12 protein-coding genes and 1 pseudogene are annotated in these 17,324 nt (G+C 50.7%); 4 read left to right on the forward strand and 9 right to left on the reverse strand.

Annotation, left to right across the window (positions count from 1 at the left end; translation table 11 throughout):
• Positions 1–127: 127 nt before the first annotated feature.
• The 7 genes and pseudogenes from ACAW75_RS21040 to ACAW75_RS21070 all read right to left on the reverse strand — a co-directional run bounded on the left by ACAW75_RS21040 (position 128) and on the right by ACAW75_RS21070 (position 11,278).
• Positions 128–2,404 carry a hypothetical protein gene (locus ACAW75_RS21040; protein WP_370730728.1) on the reverse strand — a complete coding sequence of 759 codons (2,277 nt, stop codon included), beginning with the start codon at positions 2,402–2,404 and terminating at the stop codon, positions 128–130.
• Positions 2,404–3,522: a hypothetical protein gene (locus ACAW75_RS21045; RefSeq protein WP_370730729.1), complete on the reverse strand. Its 1,119-nt coding sequence runs from the start codon at positions 3,520–3,522 to the stop codon at positions 2,404–2,406. Before ACAW75_RS21045 ends, ACAW75_RS21040 begins: the two co-directional genes overlap by 1 nt.
• Before the next feature lie 312 nt (positions 3,523–3,834).
• Positions 3,835–4,023: pseudogene (locus ACAW75_RS21050) on the reverse strand (alpha-2-macroglobulin family protein); the annotation flags it as partial.
• A gap of 18 nt (positions 4,024–4,041) precedes the next feature.
• Positions 4,042–4,353 carry a HigA family addiction module antitoxin gene (locus ACAW75_RS21055; protein ID WP_207330100.1) on the reverse strand — a complete coding sequence of 104 codons (312 nt, stop codon included), beginning with the start codon at positions 4,351–4,353 and terminating at the stop codon, positions 4,042–4,044.
• Positions 4,354–4,365: 12 nt separating this feature from the next.
• Positions 4,366–4,644 carry a type II toxin-antitoxin system RelE/ParE family toxin gene (locus ACAW75_RS21060; protein ID WP_370730730.1) on the reverse strand — a complete coding sequence of 93 codons (279 nt, stop codon included), beginning with the start codon at positions 4,642–4,644 and terminating at the stop codon, positions 4,366–4,368.
• A 256-nt stretch (positions 4,645–4,900) separates the two neighbouring features.
• A complete protein-coding gene (locus ACAW75_RS21065) occupies positions 4,901–10,477 on the reverse strand; it encodes an alpha-2-macroglobulin family protein (RefSeq protein WP_370730731.1) in 5,577 nt (1,858 codons plus the stop codon).
• A gap of 282 nt (positions 10,478–10,759) precedes the next feature.
• A complete protein-coding gene (locus ACAW75_RS21070; protein WP_370730732.1) occupies positions 10,760–11,278 on the reverse strand; it encodes a D-glycero-alpha-D-manno-heptose-1,7-bisphosphate 7-phosphatase in 519 nt (172 codons plus the stop codon).
• Between the two features lie 164 nt (positions 11,279–11,442).
• Here ACAW75_RS21070 and ACAW75_RS21075 point away from each other — a divergent pair, with 164 nt between their 5' ends.
• From ACAW75_RS21075 to ACAW75_RS21085, 3 genes are all read left to right on the forward strand, one after another.
• A complete protein-coding gene (locus ACAW75_RS21075; protein WP_370730733.1) occupies positions 11,443–12,435 on the forward strand; it encodes a formylglycine-generating enzyme family protein in 993 nt (330 codons plus the stop codon).
• Between the two features lie 120 nt (positions 12,436–12,555).
• Positions 12,556–13,002 (forward strand): RrF2 family transcriptional regulator, encoded by a 447-nt coding sequence (locus ACAW75_RS21080; protein WP_370730734.1) that lies wholly within the window; start codon positions 12,556–12,558, stop codon positions 13,000–13,002.
• Between the two features lie 93 nt (positions 13,003–13,095).
• The gene (locus tag ACAW75_RS21085; protein WP_370730735.1) at positions 13,096–13,689 is read left to right on the forward strand and encodes a Uma2 family endonuclease; all 594 of its coding nucleotides are present in this window, start codon (positions 13,096–13,098) and stop codon (positions 13,687–13,689) included.
• A 15-nt stretch (positions 13,690–13,704) separates the two neighbouring features.
• Here the strand turns inward: ACAW75_RS21085 and ACAW75_RS21090 are convergent, their stop codons facing one another.
• The gene (locus ACAW75_RS21090; RefSeq protein ID WP_370730736.1) at positions 13,705–14,253 is read right to left on the reverse strand and encodes a DUF2911 domain-containing protein; all 549 of its coding nucleotides are present in this window, start codon (positions 14,251–14,253) and stop codon (positions 13,705–13,707) included.
• Positions 14,254–14,437: 184 nt separating this feature from the next.
• On the opposite strand from ACAW75_RS21090, the gene ACAW75_RS21095 reads away from it, so the two are divergent.
• Positions 14,438–16,252, forward strand: a complete 1,815-nt coding sequence (locus ACAW75_RS21095; protein WP_370730737.1) for an acyl-CoA dehydrogenase FadE — start codon at positions 14,438–14,440, stop codon at positions 16,250–16,252.
• A gap of 128 nt (positions 16,253–16,380) precedes the next feature.
• Here the strand turns inward: ACAW75_RS21095 and ACAW75_RS21100 are convergent, their stop codons facing one another.
• Positions 16,381–17,139 (reverse strand): M48 family metallopeptidase, encoded by a 759-nt coding sequence (locus tag ACAW75_RS21100; RefSeq protein WP_370730738.1) that lies wholly within the window; start codon positions 17,137–17,139, stop codon positions 16,381–16,383.
• Positions 17,140–17,324 lie beyond the last annotated feature (185 nt).

Raw genomic sequence — 17,324 nt, forward strand, 5'->3', positions numbered from 1 at the left:
TTGGGGCCAGTTCTGCTCTTTGAGAGCGGCACAACGCCGTCGCAGCAGTTCGTAGTCAGCAGGTGTGTAAGTTGCCATACCTAAAAAAGAAAGCATCTTTATGAACCTACTCACATCTCAATATTTACTATTCTGCGAATAAAACGTTACTATAAATATATGTCGAAAGAGTACAAATAATGATGTTTGAGCAAGTCATTGCTTTATTTAAAACTTCCTTCAAGTCATCCTCTCTTAATTTAAGTTTTTTTACTCCTATCGCTAGAATGAACTCTAATATTGCTTCTCCATCTTCAGTGTCATATTTGTCAATGATGCTTAATAAAAATTCTTTCATTTGTAAACTTAACTCTCTGTCAAGATCATAAGAGAAATATTCCGTCTTGCCACTTCTGAGTAGTGAAGCTTGAATTATTCCATCGTTGAACCTATGAAAATTTCGTGGGCTTAGCATATTTCTCACATAATTTGTCTGTTTGAGTGATGGGTGTGCATCTATTTGCTTGTTTTCAAGATTCGTAATGATAGTAGAAATTGTAAAATAAACTTCAGATTGGGATACTGTTTGATTTTCGTATGTAAAATTCCAAAAAGCAAAATTTTTCCTGAGCGTAAGGTCGTCTCCATTCGGCATTTTTAAGAATACATCATTACTAAAGCCTTTACGCCTTTTATTGTCTCGAATAATATCTAATCTCTTATCTACGTACGAATAAAACTCGCTACTTTCATCATCTATCGAACCAATTAATTTCTCGAAAAATAGCTTTTCAACTTCCCAAGATGTGTCAACTTGTTGAATAGAACAATATATAGTATCAACGGCAACAAAAGGCCTTTCGTCACTTTTATCTTTGCCCTTTTTTAAATCATTAATAAGATCAACAGAAAACCTTTCACTGACGGGTCTATAGATGCCTATAAAATAAACCAAATTTAAATTTTCTCGACTTCGCATAAGGCGACTTATTTGAAGTAATTTTTTGCCAGTGGTTATGCAAGATGCTACGATAACTATAGTGCCACTATTTTCAGTAATTTTATCAATAAAATTTCTGTCCAATTTTACCATTTCAGGTTGAATATTATCGGGTATTTTAGAAATAATATATTGAGCAAGATTTTCAGAACCAACATCGGGTAGATGTAAGAGATATTTAGTATTTGCTGGAATGTGCTTATCAATGGTTCTGTTAAGAGATTCATTAAACTTTGTGAAACAATGTATGTTATCTAATAGATAAACCATGTCAAAGTAAATTTCATAGTTTTCATCTGGAATATTGTCTTTATAATAAACCTTAATTACACCTTCATCCGAAGAATTACTTCTATAATTGCCTACAAAAGAACTAATATTTTTTGGCACATGTTCGGGCTTAGCTGTCAACAAATGTTTTTCAATTCTAGGTTGAATTGTGAGAAATACGTCACCTCTAATATGAATAGGTCTAGAATGATCCTTACAAAGCTTGCAAGTATCTGGACTACTGTAAGTTTTGAACTCATCCTCTCCAAGAGAGAATTGTTCGTCCTTGGTTAGATTACATATAATATTTGAATTGTGAATACGATACCTTTCCTCAGAGCCTAAGAAAAAGATTAACTGAATTTGCTCCTTCTGAGCTCGTTTTTCATCTAAGATTCTATCGATAATGTTACCTGAAGTGGAAGAGGAGACTAAGATTAACGAATCAGGCGGAAAACTATCTTTGCTGTTTTCGAAAACCTCATAAGATTCAAAGCTATGAATAACAGGACAGTCAAATTGTAAGCCGAAACGTCTTTTTAATTCAAAAACAGCGTATGGAAGAACATTTATTGATGACGTATCACAATAAATAATGTTCCTATCAGTAGTAGATCTTAGTAATTGAATCGCTAAAAAAAATATCTCTGCCTGATTTATAAGAACATTACCCGTTCTTATAAATTTCGAACAATGCTTCTTAGAAGGAAATACGAAATGATGATCAGGAGTTGATTCAACAAGGCCTCCATTATTTTTAAAAATATGTGTTGATCCGCTCCTTAGTAAATGTTTAATAAAAATCAATTCGTTATTAGGTCTATTGCCATATTTCAAACTAAAGTCACCGTTATGGTCGAATTGGTAAACCATTAAACATCTATCGAAGTAGTCAGCCGATTTACCTGGAACTCTAGCAAACGTTATTTCTCGTTTAGTTCTAAAGTACTCAAGAGACCTTTCTTCTAGATAACTAGGAATAATAACTACAAGCTTATCCGTGATACTATTTTCTTGGAAGAAAAGGTTCAATTCTTGGGCAAGTGCATTTTGAGATAGTACTTCAACTTGATGGATAAAAAGAACTGTTATTTTTAGTTTATTATCTGAAGAAACTACGTCTTCATACTTATATATAAAGTAGTCTCTCATCATTATTTGTAATCTAATGGGTAGAAAATAGAAAGTAATGTCCCCTCAACTGGAGAATATTTTGTAAAATTTGTAGTACTGTTTGTTTGCCAATCATTAAGCTGAATATCAGACGCATTGCTATGATGATAATATCTATTCGTCTTCATGTCACGAAAGAGATCTGTTCTACCTGTTTTGATACGAATAAAACCCTTACCATCGAGAGTTTGCAATACGCGATCAAGGCCTATGCCTTTGATTTCGCCTCGAAGTCCTTCAGCAGAAGTATTATGCCTATACAGACACTCCTTGATTATTTCGACCTCTTGATTAATATTCAGATTGTAATCACTTCTATTAGTGTAACGTTTTATCAATCCTGGACCGCTATCTAGTATTGAAATTTCAATAAGATATAAATTCCCTTGTTCGTTTACACTGAAATCTGATTTAAAGTACTGAACAAGTCCGGCAAAATCATGAAATTGTTCAATAAATTTTGTAATTGATTTCTGATGAAACTTTAACTGAATTGCCCGAATATTGGGATATAGATTATAGCCTAATTCGTTTGTTTTGGCGTGTTCATTTGTATTGCCAAATAACTCATGAATTATTGCTATAAATGAATCTAAATTATTTTTTAGGCTATTTCTAAATACAGATAAGTTTTGAGAGCTAATTTTTTGAAACGCGCTAAACAGATTGAAACCTAAAGTTCCTTCATCTACAAATTCCCTATTAGTACGGTAAAAATTCTTAGAAAGGCCTCTATTTGATTTATCATGATCAAAGCAGTAGATTGGTACGGAGTTGCCCTTCAAATCAAAAAAATCCATTTTTCTAAAGTACGACTTACTTGGATCTTTTAATATATATTTTATATTTTCACCACTATCATTAACAATTTCCTTTTCCCATGCCAAAACTATTGAAGGATAAACAAATTCATTATCATTTAAATATTGAATGGACTCACTAGTACTGCTTACTGGAAGGTATAATTTACCTGAGTTTTCTTTTCTGATCCACGTTGCAAGGAATTGTAAATAAGAAAATAATAAGCCAAAGTCTAATTTCTCAATTTTTTTTGGAAGTTGAATGTCAACAACTTTATCATCTAAAGATTGTAACTCCAAATAAAGATTCCGAATTTTAGAGATCGAGATATTACTTGCTATCTTTATCATTTTTGCCACTATTCATACTTTTGTTCAGAGAAAATTATTAATACATCATTTGCATTAAAAAAGTATTTTATTGACTTTCAGTTGTCACGTTGATATACACAGCGTTTAAAACTCTGATGGTCACCAGCACCTCTACTGCGAATAAAGCACATATAAGTTTTTAGAAAACCGAGGCATATATAGTTGAATACAAGTTACAAATTATATTCTGCTTCTGCAATCTTGCTTTGCAGAAGCAGAATATAATGAAAAATAACTACCCTACTCCACCACAACCCGCCCTGCGCCGTTGTAGCTGCGGAGTTCGGGGTTGTACATGGCGTCGGCGGCGGGGCCTACGATGAAGCGGCCCTTGGAGACGGCGCGGACCATGTAGTATACGGTTTTGGTTTCTGAGCCACCCACCGAGAGGTAGTAGTTGACCCGGTCGTCGCGGATGTCGAAGTAATCGACGGGCGAGGCGTTTGATTAGGCAGGTTGTAGGCCTCTGTCCGGCATAGTGAAATGCTGAATGAGCGCGCGGTTTACCTTCTTTTCGGCATGCCACAGCTCGTAGTTTTTCTGGAGATTTACCCAAAATTGGGCGGTATTGCCGAATGCCTCTGACAGTTTTACCGCCAGTTCAGGACTGATACCGGCCCGCTCGTTCACGACGGCGGATAGGTTCGCGCGGGCAATGCCGATGCCCTTTGCTACTTCGGTGACCGTTAAGCCGCGCTCTTTAATATAATCTTCCCGCAGGATTTCGCCGGGGTGTACAGGTGCCAGGTTGCGTTTCATAAGTTGTGTATGTTAATGATAATCAACGTAGTCTACATCATAGACATCACCGTTGTCAAATCGAAAAATTACCCGATAGTTTGGGGTGATGGTAACTGCCCAGAAGTCGGCTAAATCACCCGTCAGTTTATGAATGCCTGAACCCATCTGCTGAATATCGCTAATTGATGTTACGGCATCCAGTTGGTCAAGAATCCGGTTGATCTTTCGCAGGTATTGAGCGGGCAACTTAGCACCATTACCCTCCTCGTAATACTGCTGCAAGCCTTTATGACGGAACGTTACAAGCATGTCGGTGCGTATCGTGTAATACTACACATTACAGCTGAGAAAGGCAAGATTTGTGGTATGAAGTTCCTTGGCGTGTTATTAAGTCATGGCTCCGCGCTGTAGGCCCTTCGACCGCAGCGGCGGACCGTTCCGCTCAAGGTGACGGTCGAACTCAAGGTCGTTATCAATGTACCTGATTTTCGTGTCACCCTGAGCAGAACGGTCCGCCGCTGCGGTCGAAGGGCCTACAGCGCGAAGCTACATGTAATCAAGAATTCTACTCCACCACGACCTTCCCTGCGCCGTTGTAGCTGCGGAGTTCGGGGTTGTACATGGCGTCGGCGGCGGCGGGGCCTACGATGAAGCGACCTTTGGAGACGGCGCGGACCATGTAGTAGACGGTTTTGGTTTCTGAGCCGCCCACCGAGAGGTAGTAATTGACCCGGTCGTCGCGGATGTCGAAGTAATCGACGGGCGAGGCGTTTTTGATCCAGTCGAGGGTGCGCTGTTCGGCCGTGCCGTTCTGGGCGGTGGCGCCGCTGAGGCGTGGGTTCTCTACCTCGAAACCGGCGGGGAGCAGGTCGGTCAACACCACGTTCTTCACCGGTAAGCCCGATTGGCTGCTCAGGGTCAGCTTCACCACAATCAGGTCGTTTTGCTTAAAGCGCGTCTGCATGGCACCGTCGCGGCTCAGGTACGTCCGGCGTACAATCAGGCCACGGTCTTCGTCAGGGACAAGGCCGCTGGTCGGTACGCCTTCGCTTTGGCCGAAATAATACAGGCTTCCGCTGCCTTTGGCGGTCAGTGTCAACGGTTGGCCGGTGGGTAATCGGCGAAGGGTCACGTCGGTACCGGTAAACGTACCCAGGGCTTTGCCAGCGCCGGTCAGCGTGGCGGTGGCGGTGCTGCCTGCGTTCTGTTTGGCCAGCTTGCCGAGGGCCAGAAACGCGAAGGCGGCTTCCTGTGTGTTCAGGTAATCGGCCTGCTGCACCGCGCCAGCCAGTTGTCGGGCCAGCGTCGGAATCTGCAAATTATCGGGATCCGTGTCGACCAGGTTGCTCAGCACCAGCGCCACGTTGCGGATCGGCGAGGCGTAACTATCGCCGGTCTCGCGGCCCATTGTTCCGTCGGCAAACTGCTTCGGCAGGAGGGAGGCGCTGCTTGCCTGATCGCCAAGGCGGGCGTAGGTCGTCGCCAGCAGGTACCGTCCGTCGGTGGTGAGCAACGTACCTGCCGATTCTTTGTAGACGCTCATGGCGGCGCGGTTCGGTTTGTCGGCCAGCGCCAGCACGTACAGACCGTAGAGGTTCGTCCGGCTCGCTACGGTGCGGTCGGTGCGCGACCCGTCTTCGTTCATCACCGATACCGTTTCGGTGCGGTTGTTCCCTGTCAGCGTCGTCAGGCGGTCAATGAGTTTGCTCTTCACCGTGGCGTTGGCTTCAAAACCTGCTTTCTCGGCTTCGACCATAAAATGCAGCGCGTAGGCCGTGGCCCAGGGGTCTTCCACGTTGTAGCCTGGCCAGAGCGTCACGCCGCCGTTGAACAATTGCCGGTTTTCGATCTGCTGCAACGCCTGCTGAATGTTCGTCGCCGGGTTATAGTCCGACTCGCCATTGCGGACGAAATAAACCGTGCCCTGCCGGACCGTTTTGGTCAGGTCGGCGAAGTAGAGCTGCGGGAAGGCTTTCGAGATGGTCTGTTCCGTGCAGCCGTGCGGATACCCCAGCAGGTAGCTCAGCGTTTTGGCGTACTGCATCACCGGCGACCGGCTGATAGTGAGGCTGCTGCGCGTGGTGCCCGGCAGGAAATTGCCCGCCAGCGTCAGGGCCTGGGTACGTCCACCCGCCACCACGCCCGCTACCGTGGTTTTCTGCAACGGCGCGGCGGGACGAACGGTGATGTCGGTTTTCTCGACGTAGGTTTTGCCCATCGCAGTCACCGTCACCGTAATATCCCCCGGCCCCACGCCGCCCGTAGCCCGGATGCGGAAGGTCGTGCGGCTTTCGCGCCCCGGCTGCACGGTCAGCGACTGCGACACGCTACGGCCTGAGTCGGCCACCACCTGAAGCGGTCCGCTAACGGTGACTTTCGCCACCACCCCGGCGGCTTTGCTGGTGGTGTTGCTCAGGTTAACGGGCATGTTCAGTTCATCGCCGGGCGACAGGAAGCGCGGAATGCCGGGGCTGATCACGATCGGATCCGACACGGTTATGCCCTGCTCGCCCGACCCGAAGGCGTTGTCTTTGTAGGCCACCGCCATCACACGCAACGTACCTGAGAACTGCGGAATGTCGATGGTGTATTCGGCCTCGCCCGAGCCGTTGGCTTTCAGCACGCCGCTCCAGAGTGCCACCAGTTGTACGCGCTTGTTGCTCAGCGGATTCACGCGCCTTTCCAGATCGTAGCCGTCACCGCCACTGCTCGACCGGCTGCGGAGCGACAGTTCGGGATACAGCAAGGCGTAGCCATCGGACGGAATCACTTCCAGCGCCCGTTTCTGGAAAAAATAGCCGTGCGGATCGGGCGTTTTGAAGTTTTTCAATTGCAAAATCCCCTCGTCGACCACCGCCACCGTCACCGATGCATTGGCCTTCGTCTTCACGCGGATGGTCTGTTTCGTCTTGGAAAACGATTTCGCCACGGCCTCGATCGCTACCGGCAGTTTCGTGTCGGGGTCGGTCACGGCTACCGAGGCAAAGCCGTGGGCCACGGTCAGGGGCAGGTCGGTACCGTCCATGGCGCGGATGAGCGTGGCCGTGACATAGGCGTTGGGCAGGTGCGCTTCATCGACGGAGAATGTCCATTCGGCGGCTTTGTTTTCGGTCGTCAGCCAACTGTGGGTCAGTACGCCGCTTCGTTCAACGGTAACCAGGATTTTTCCCTCGAACGGTGCTTTGAACAGGACTTTTACTTTGTCGCCGGTTTCGTAGGTCGGCTTGTCGAATTCCATCAGCACCTCGCCTTCGGTGCTCACTTCAAAGGACGAAGCCGACGTGCTGCCGTACCCATAGGCGTAGAAATCAGCCGCCGTATACCCAACCGCCCGACCCGTCGGACCGTCCGGACGACGTACCCGCACTTCGTATTCGCCCGATACCGTGGGAACGTACCTGAATGGCGTGGGTTTAGCGCCGAGGGCCAGCGTGTTGGTGTACACGATCTTCTCGCGGCGTTTGCTGCTGTATTTGACCTGCCCGTCGGCCTGTTTTTCGGTCACGGTCTGGTAATCGAACCGTACTACGTCGACCTGCGCCTTCGCCGACTGCGGTTGACCGGCTGCGTTCAGGCCCACGACCTCAACGGCCAGCGGCGTGTTGGTGGTCAGGTACGTATCGGCCAGCCGGATGCCGTAGAACACGTCCTGCGTTTGCACGTCGAGGCGGCGGAGGCGGTTCACGGGCCGGCCATTTTCGTCGAATACGGTCACGAATAGCTTGGCTTCAAGCAGGCCGATATCGCGGTAATCGGCGGGGATGGGGAAGCTTTCGGTGGCTTGTCCGGCGGCGTTGGTTCGGCCCTGCCGCAACGTTTTCTCGAACGACGTGGGTACGCCCGTTGCCTCGGCAGGAATGCTGAACGTGTAGGCCCCGTAGCCTTTGGGCGAGAAGACACGGCGTTTTAGTTGTAGTTCAACCTCGTAAGCGCGGTCAGACGCGGGTGGCCCGAACAGGTTCTGCGCCGTAGCCGACAGCACGATCGTCTGCCCCGCCTTGTAGCTCTCCTGCGCCGTTTTTACGTCGACCTTAATGCGGTCGGGAATAAACTCTTCGATGCTGATGGCCTGCGAGGTCAGCAGCGTATTGCTGGCGTTCAGTACCTCCACGGTGTAGCTGCCCGTCACAGCGGCGGGGTCTACGGGTACGTCGACTGGCGCGGCTCCCTGCTCGTCGGTCACCTTGCGGAACACACGGTATTCGCTGCCGTTGGGCATCAGCACGCGCACCGTCAGCGGCACCTCGGCCACGGTTGTTTTGCTGCCCGCTTCGCTGCGGATAACGGTGTTCAGGTGGATGGTCTCGCCGGGGCGGTAAATGTTGCGGTCGCCATACACGAAGGCGTTCAGGCCCGTGGCGTTCGTGCGTTTGCCGTCCACCTCGAAGCGCGACGTTTCTACCTGCGTGTCGGCGAGGTGCAGGAAATTGAAGTCGTCGCCCGTGCGGGCCGTGAGCATGGCGATGGTGAAACCCGGCGCTTTTTCCTGAATCTTCTCAAAACGGACAAAGCCTTTTCCATCTGTCTTCAGCGTATAGACCGACTGGTTATTGCTGCTGATCAGCGAAATATCTACCCCATCGAGTGGCTCGGCGGTCTGGATCGAATTGGCCCAAACCAGCAGATCCGTATCCGTTTGCCGGGCAATCAGGCCAATATCCGAGATCGACACCAGCTGCGTCGCCGACACATACGCCTCGTCTTTCGACTGCACCGACACCAGGTATGCCCCGCGCAGGGGGCGCTCGCGGTCACCGCCGCCCTGCTCAGGAATGGCCAGGTTCAAGGCCGACACACCGCGCACTTTCGGCAAATCGCTCGTCTGCACCGTCTTGTCGACCAGCAGGCTGGTCAGATCGCCTTCCTCGTCGTTGCCGTAGGAATACGTACCTGACGGCCCCCAGGTGGCCTCTTCGCCGGTGCCTTGCTGCACGTAGTCTTCGTAGCGGTTATTTTTCAGGTAGTGGAGCAGGTTGTTTTCGTAGAGCCGCGCAATTTTCACCTGCACCTTGTCCACGTTCGTAATGCTCAGCCCCACATTCCGCGACCCTTTCGACGACAGATAGAGCGCGTTTCGGGTGGCGAACTGCAGACCGGCGGGCATTTTTCCGAAGAACACATCGCGCGAAACAGGCTCGCCGAGTTTGGTGTTCAGCACGCCGCGCATCTGGTCGGTGAAGGTGATGACATAGGTGTCGGTCTCGTTGAAATCACCTTTGATCAGCAGGCCATTGTCGGTTAGCTCGGCGGTGGTTTTAACGGCGGGCTGAATGGTGTAGTATAGCCCCAGATTCTGATTGGGCTGCAGCGTCTGCGTCGTCACTACGCGCACCGTGCCCTGCTGGTTGGTGAACCCCGATTGCACGTCCACCACCTCCAGCTTCGAGCGCGTCGGCAAGGTGGTTGTCTGGGTAATTGGTTCGTTGCTCGTATAGGCCGTGTTGGGTACTTTCACGCCTTTATCCACGGTGAAGGTCAGCGGCTGTTCATTGTCGGCATTGGGCGCATCGGTCAGCGTCACCACCAGACCACCACCCGAGAGCGCATCCCCCGGCGCCTGAATCGGCCCCGCCGTCACGGTTGCCTCTTCCGCCTTGATGCCCAGCCGCGGAGCCACCTCGGCAGCCGACACGGGATAGTTGAATCGAAGCCGCGTTTTCGCTACCGGCTGTCCCGACGTACCTGTGCCATTGCTGGCGGCGCGTGTCCACCAGGTTTCGGTGCCGACGAGTTGCAGGTAGGGCGTATGGAATTCGATCTCCTCGCCCGATACGCTCAGGCCTTTATCGGATGCGTTCCGAAGCAGTTCCTTCGACAATTCGGCGCGGTAATTCGTGGCGGGGTCGAAGGCCGTGGCGGGCGAAAACACCAATTCGCTCGGCGACGTCCATTTAAACTGCCCTTTCACGGCAGGCTTAAACGTGATATACGGCGTTGATTCCCAAACGTCGGCTTGTGCGCCGTCCCCATCCGGCCCGACGTTTTTGTTGAAGGAGAAAACCAGGTTTTGCGACTGCTGAATCTCGTCGTCAAAGTTCCGGCCAACGACCGAAACGGTATTCGATAAACGGGCGCAGTGCGACAGCGTCAGCACGACGGTCAGGAGTGCCAGCCACAGGCGGGCGGGGGCAGAGAAGAACATGAATGGCAAGGGTTTACGCCGCTAATAAACGCAGAATTCCAGTGCCTTTCGTACAGTTGAAGGGGAATGTATGTTGTACGGTAAATTGGTTGGACTCCGTTGTCGCTTGCCTGTGGCGAGTGACCTTTATCGATAGGGCCTCCGGCCCGCTGGTTGAATGATACTGTATGTTACCTGTCAGTTAGTTCACTAGCCGCCAACGGGCCGGAGCGGTGCGCCGTTGCGACCCTACGGATAATCGTCACTCGCCACAGGCAAGCGACAACGATCTGACACCAGCTCTCAATGATACGCCAGTACGCGTTCGGAGGCGTTCAGCAGGTTGTCGGCGATGCAGTCACCGGCGGTGGGTTCGGTGGGGGCGTGGGTGACGTGCACCGTTTTCACGCCCACGCGGCGACCGGCAATCATGTCGCGCAGGGCATCACCGATCATCCACGACTTGGTTACGTCGATGTTATATTTGGCAATGGCTTTTTCGAGCAACAGCGACTCCGGTTTGCGGGTGAGCGAACGAGTGGTATAGTCGGGATGATGCGGGCTATAATAAATATCATCGATCAGGTTGCCGCACTGTTCCTGGAGGTAGCTGTGGCAGCGCATCACATCATCGCGGGTGTAGAGCCCTTTGGCAATGCCCGCCTGGTTGGTGATCACGATCAACATATACCCTGCTTCTTTAAGCCGACGGAGACCTTCCACAACGCCGTCCGGGATAATAAAATCTTCGATCCGATACACGTAGTCGGTTCTGTCTACATTCAGTACGCCGTCGCGGTCGAGGAAGATGCACTTGTTCATGGTTGAGCAGGGCGTGTTTAGAATTGAGGGCAATATAGGTAAATAATTAAACTATTTTGCTAATGAATTGTAATTAATCAAGCAAAAACCTGGCCGAAGTTATCAAGTAGGGAAATTTATTCACTATCCGTCTTTCCAGTTATACATAACAGATAACGTACTCTATGGTCCGTTTAACACTTTTCAGTCTCCTTGTTCTTTCCATTTACCAGCAGGCGGTTGCCCAGACAACCGGTTTTTTATCGTACACCCAGGTAATTACGGGTAGCAACCAAACGTATCCGATGCAGGCCATTCCCGGCGGAACGTACCTGATGGGCAGTCCGGCAACCGAAAAAGGCCATAAACCAGACGAGGGACCCCAGCATAAGGTCACCGTCGAGCCGTTCTGGATGGGGAAATATGAGATCACCTGGGACATTTATGACCTATTTACCACCAAGAACATCGAGAAGGAAATGGCCACCCGTTATCCCGAAGGAGCTGATCTGAGCAAAACCGATGCCACCACCCGGCCCAGCCCGTCGTATGTCGATATGTCGTTTGGCATGGGGCGGTCGGGGTATCCGGCGATTAACATGACGCACTACGCGGCGGTCAAATTCTGTGCCTGGCTGTATGATAAAACGGGTATTTTCTACCGGCTGCCCACCGAGGCCGAATGGGAATATGCCTGCCGCGCCGGTACGACTACGCCCTTCTCCTTTGGCGCTGACCCGAAGTTGCTGGGTACGTATGCCGTATACAAAGACAACAGCGGCGGTGGTTACAAGAAGATCGGCACCAAAAAACCGAACGCCTTTGGCCTGTACGATATGCACGGCAACGTGATGGAATGGACGCAGGATCAGTACGTGGCCGATTACTATGCCCAGGTAGCCAAAGGAACGGTGCAGGAGCCGTATGCGCCCCGAAAGACACTGTATCCGAACAGTGTCCGGGGCGGTTCGTGGGACGATGACGCCACGGTGGCCCGTTCGGCTGCCCGCACGCCATCCGACCCGGCCTGGAAGGTCATTGACCCGCAAAGCCCCAAATCTGACTGGTGGATGACCTCGGCCTCCTTCTGCGGGTTCCGCATTGTGCGGCCGCAGAAAACGCCCCCCATCGAAGAAATCAGGGCGTATTACGACATTAAGCCGATCAAAGATTATTGAGCACAACCAGCGCCCCAGAGCGGGCGCTATTTTTATTTTCCGAAATACTATATAAAATTTATCGATCTGAAAGAGTGTTATGCAGTACGACCCCATTCGCACGTAAACAGGATTTGACGTATGATCTCAAAAAAAGCGAAATACGCCATCAAGGCGTTGAAGGCCCTTACCGAATTGTATGGGGAAGGCCCGGTTCTGATCTCCCAGCTAGCAGCGCGCGAATCGATCCCGCAGAAATTTCTGGAAGCCATTTTACTTGAACTGCGTAACCAGGGGATGCTGCAGAGCCAGAAAGGGAAGGGCGGTGGTTATTCGCTCCGGGTCGATCCCGAACGCATCACACTGGCGCAGGTGATCCGCATCATCGATGGCCCGATCGCGCCTACGCCCTGCGTGTCGCTCAACTTCTACGTCCGCTGCGATGATTGCGAAGACGAAGAAACCTGCACGATTCGCCCCATCATGCTTCAGGTACGTGACGCCAACCTGGCCGTTTACGAAACAACGACCATGCAGATGCTGGTAGACAGAGCCCAGCCAGCTCACCTTATCGACGTCATAAAATAACATTGCCCGGATCATGATTGGGAGCATGCCAAGCTAAAAGGGCTTACTAACTAAGCCCTTTTAAAATGCTAAATTCGCAAAAACGAATAAGCAATGGCAGCCATAATCACCGACTTGAGCCAGTTAGACCCTGATAGAACGTATTCGTATGCCGACTACCTGACATGGCAGTTTCAGGAACGGATTGAACTAATAAAAGGGCGTATCCTCAAAATGTCTCCTGCACCTAGTGTGCGGCATCAACGGCTGGTAGGTGCTCTCCATCTTCAACTGGCAACCCATTTCGGGAAGAAGCCATGTCAAGTGTTTTTCGCTCCATTCGATGTTCGGCTTTATAATCGGAAGAAGTCGATTAAAGCGAGCAAAGATATTTTCACCGTTGTTCAGCCTGACCTGTGTGTCATCTGCGACGATGCCAAACTTGATGAGCAAGGCTGCAATGGTTCGCCCGATTTAGTCGTGGAAGTTCTTTCGCCGGGTAACACCAAGCGCGAAATGAACGAAAAATTTGATCTTTACCGCGAAGCAGGCGTTCTGGAATACTGGCTTGTTGAGCCTGCCGATGAAATGGTACTTATTTACGTGCTGGAAGGGGATCAATACATTGGCCTGAAGCCCATGACCGATTCCCTCACCTCTCGCCTCTTCCCCGAACTGGCAATAGATTTGACGGAGTTGTTTAGCTGAAACACGAAAATAGTATTACGCAGCCTTCTGGAAGGGCACCACTACCTGAACATCATCCCAAGTTAGCAGCATATTGAGTCCGCCGGGTTGGGGTTCAAAGCTGATAAAAAATTGCTCGGCCGTTGGGCTGTATGGCCGGGTGCTTGCCGTAAAACGCAGTATATCGGCGGCTTCTTTGTAGCTCACACCCCACTGCCCCGTCCGGCGGTTGATAATCACGGTCCAGTCGGTTGGGGTGGGAATCGTGTATAGCGAATAACGCCCTTTAGCCAGCCGGTTGCCATTGAGGCGAACATCCTGCGATAGCTCAATGATGGTGGCGGCGTTGGCACCCGTGCGCCAGACCTTATCGTATTTCACCACGCCTCCGAAGATGGTACGGTCTTTCTTGCTGGGTTGGCAGTAGAGCACCTTCACCGTGATGCCGTTCTGCGTAGCCTGCGCTACGGCCTTCGGGCTTCGCTTCGCCGATGCACGGAGATAGATAACAACGCCAATGATGAAAAGGAGCAGGCCACCGATGATGAGCCAGGTAGAGGAGTCGATTGTTGAAAGAAATTCCATTGTCAGGTTGGTTGTCAATAGGTGGTCACCTGAAGCCGTAGGCCGATGACCGTAAAACAGGCGAAAGTTACTGGATTAAGCCGGAATCCGCTTGCACAAAAAAATGGTATGCATGCATACTACTTATCGAACTTATCGCCAACTTTGTGCGTAATTAGTATGCACGCATAACAATTCCTGACCAATGATTGCGACCGACAATAAAGCTTCGATTAAAGGCGGCGAGTTTTTGATTAAAGATACGGACGCCTCGCAGGTGTTCATCCCTGAAGAGTTCACCGAAGAGCAGCAAATGATTGCGGCTACCTGCCGTGAATTTCTGGCCAAAGAAATCTGGCCTCGTCTAGACGAGATCGACGCCGCCAAGTCGCCCGATCTGATGTCGTCACTGATGGACAAAGCGGGTGAACTGGGCTTGCTGGGTACGTCGGTTCCAGAAGAGTACGGCGGCTTTGGCATGAATTTCAATACGTCGATGCTGGTGGCCGAGGCTACCGGTGCCGGGCACTCATTTTCGGTGGCCCTGTCGGCGCATACGGGTATCGGTACGTTGCCGATCGTGTACTACGGCAACGACGATCAGAAAGCGAAATACCTGCCGAAACTGGCCACGGGCGAGTGGAAAGCCGCCTACTGCCTCACTGAGCCTGATTCTGGTTCAGATGCCAACTCGGGTAAAACCAAAGCAAAACTGACGGAAGACGGTAAGTTCTATACCATCACCGGTCAGAAGATGTGGATCACCAACGGTGGTTTCGCAGACCTATACATCGTCTTCGCCAAAATCGACGATGGCAGCGGCCAACCGGACAAAAATTTATCGGCTTTCATCGTTGAGCGTTCGTACGAAGGCATTACGATGAATGAGCCCGAGCATAAGCTGGGCATTAAAGGGTCAGACACGCGTCAGGTGTTCTTCACCGATGTGAAGGTGCCCGTTGAGAACCTGCTGTCGGAGCGGGGGAACGGTTTCAAAATCGCCGTGAACATCCTGAACATTGGTCGTATCAAACTGGGTATTGCCGTCGTAGGTGGTGCCAAACAGGCGATCAATGACGCGGTACGTTACTCGAATGAGCGCAAGCAGTTTGGTATCAACATCTCCCGGTTTGGCGCGATCAAGCACAAGCTCGGCGAAATGGCGATCAAAGTATATGCCTCTGAATCAGCCAGCTATCGGGCCGGTCAGAACATCGACGATGCCATCGAAGACCTGAAAGCAGGCGGCATGGACGATGCGACGGCCAAGCTGAAAGCGCTGGAGCAGTTCGCCATCGAATGTGCGATCATGAAAGTGCACGGCTCGGAGGCCCTCGACTACGTGGTTGACGAAGGCGTTCAGGTGTACGGTGGCATGGGCTATTCGGCCGACGCCCCCATGGAACGCGCCTACCGCGACGCCCGGATCAACCGGATCTTTGAAGGCACCAACGAGATCAACCGAATGCTGGTGGTCGATATGTTGCTGAAACGGGCCATGAAAGGTGAACTCGACCTGATGACCCCCGCTATGGCCATTGCCAAAGAGATCATGTCGATTCCTGATTTCAGTAGCGACGAAGACGAATCGATGTTTGCTGCCGAGAAGAAGGTGTTGAAAAACCTGAAAAAATCGGTGCTGATGATCGCCGGCGCGGCTGTTCAGAAGTTCATGGGTAAGCTCTCGCATGAGCAGGAGATCCTGATGAACCTGGCCGACATGGCGATTGAAGTGTACGTGGCCGAATCGGTGCTGTTGCGCGTTGAAAAGTCGATCGGCCTGAAAGGCGAGGCGGCACTGACGTTGCAGAAAGACATTGCGATGGCGTACCTGCACGAAGCCGTTGAGAAGATCAGCGCAGCGGGTCGGTCAGCCATCACTAGCTTTGCCGAGGGTGATGAACTCCGCGTGATGCTGATGGGCCTGAAACGCTTTACCAAAATTGAGCCGATCAATCTGAAAGACGCTCGCCGCCGCGTGGCCGACGCCATGATCGCCGAGAACAAATACATTTTCTAAGTGGCTGCACGTCGCTAATTACGCTTTTTTACAACAACTGAAGAATCAAAAAGCCGTTCCTGGTTCAGGAACGGCTTTTTTGTGCGACTTGCTGGCACGAGCACATATGCGCGCCAGCAAGTCGTTCTCTACCTCGCGAGGCCATCCTGACGGGCACGGTCACGGACACGTTTGGCGCGTTTGGCACTATCGGGGTGATCGGAGATGAATTCGGGGCCACCGCTTGAGCCTAGTTTAGCCAGTTTCTCGAACGAAGTGGCCAGCGCCAATACACTGTAGCCATTCTTCTTCAGGAACTGGTAGCTATAATCATCGGCTTCTGTTTCCTGTTGCCGACTGAATTTTGCACCGAGTAGATAATCGGCTGCGGCGCCAAACTGAGACCGGGCTACCTGGCCAACGGTGCCTGACCGTGATGCCAATCCAGTACGAACGGCCGACCGGCGCAGGGCGGCTTTCATACCATCGCGCGAGTCTTTATTGACAACGTGTCCCATCTCGTGGCCCATAACAGCCAGCACTTCCTGGTCGGTCATGATGTCCATCAGGCCTTTGAACACCCGAACGCTGCCATCGGCGGTAGCGAAGGCGTTGACGTCTTTAGTTAAATACACTTTGTAGTTGACCGGAATGCCGCTGATCGTATGATGACGGGCCACGATCCTGTTCAGGCGTGCTGTGTAGGGGTCTTTGGGGCCAGCCACCGGGTTCTGCGCGTCCATCTGCTGCACAGCCTGTTTCGATGCCTCAACGACCTGTGCGTCTGAGAGCGTTACAGAGCCGACAAGTTCAAGAAGAGCTTGTGGAAGACCACCCGTGTCCTGGGCTTGAGTTAGCGCCGAAGTCGATAAAAACAACCCCGATAATATGATTGCAAAACGATTCATGGTTGAGTCTATTTAGTGAATAGAGCCGCGATGTATTACGCAGACATATACCTATTGACAAACCATAGACCTTATGGTTTAGACAAAGAATCTTAACGAATGGATAAAAAGCAGTCTTTAGTTTACTGTTTACTATTTACAGTCTTCTGTTGCTCTGCTATACCAATGTCAGGTATGTTAGGCGG

Origin of the sequence: Fibrella arboris, assembly GCF_041321095.1 — a bacterium.
GTDB classification, from domain to species: domain Bacteria; phylum Bacteroidota; class Bacteroidia; order Cytophagales; family Spirosomataceae; genus Fibrella; species Fibrella arboris.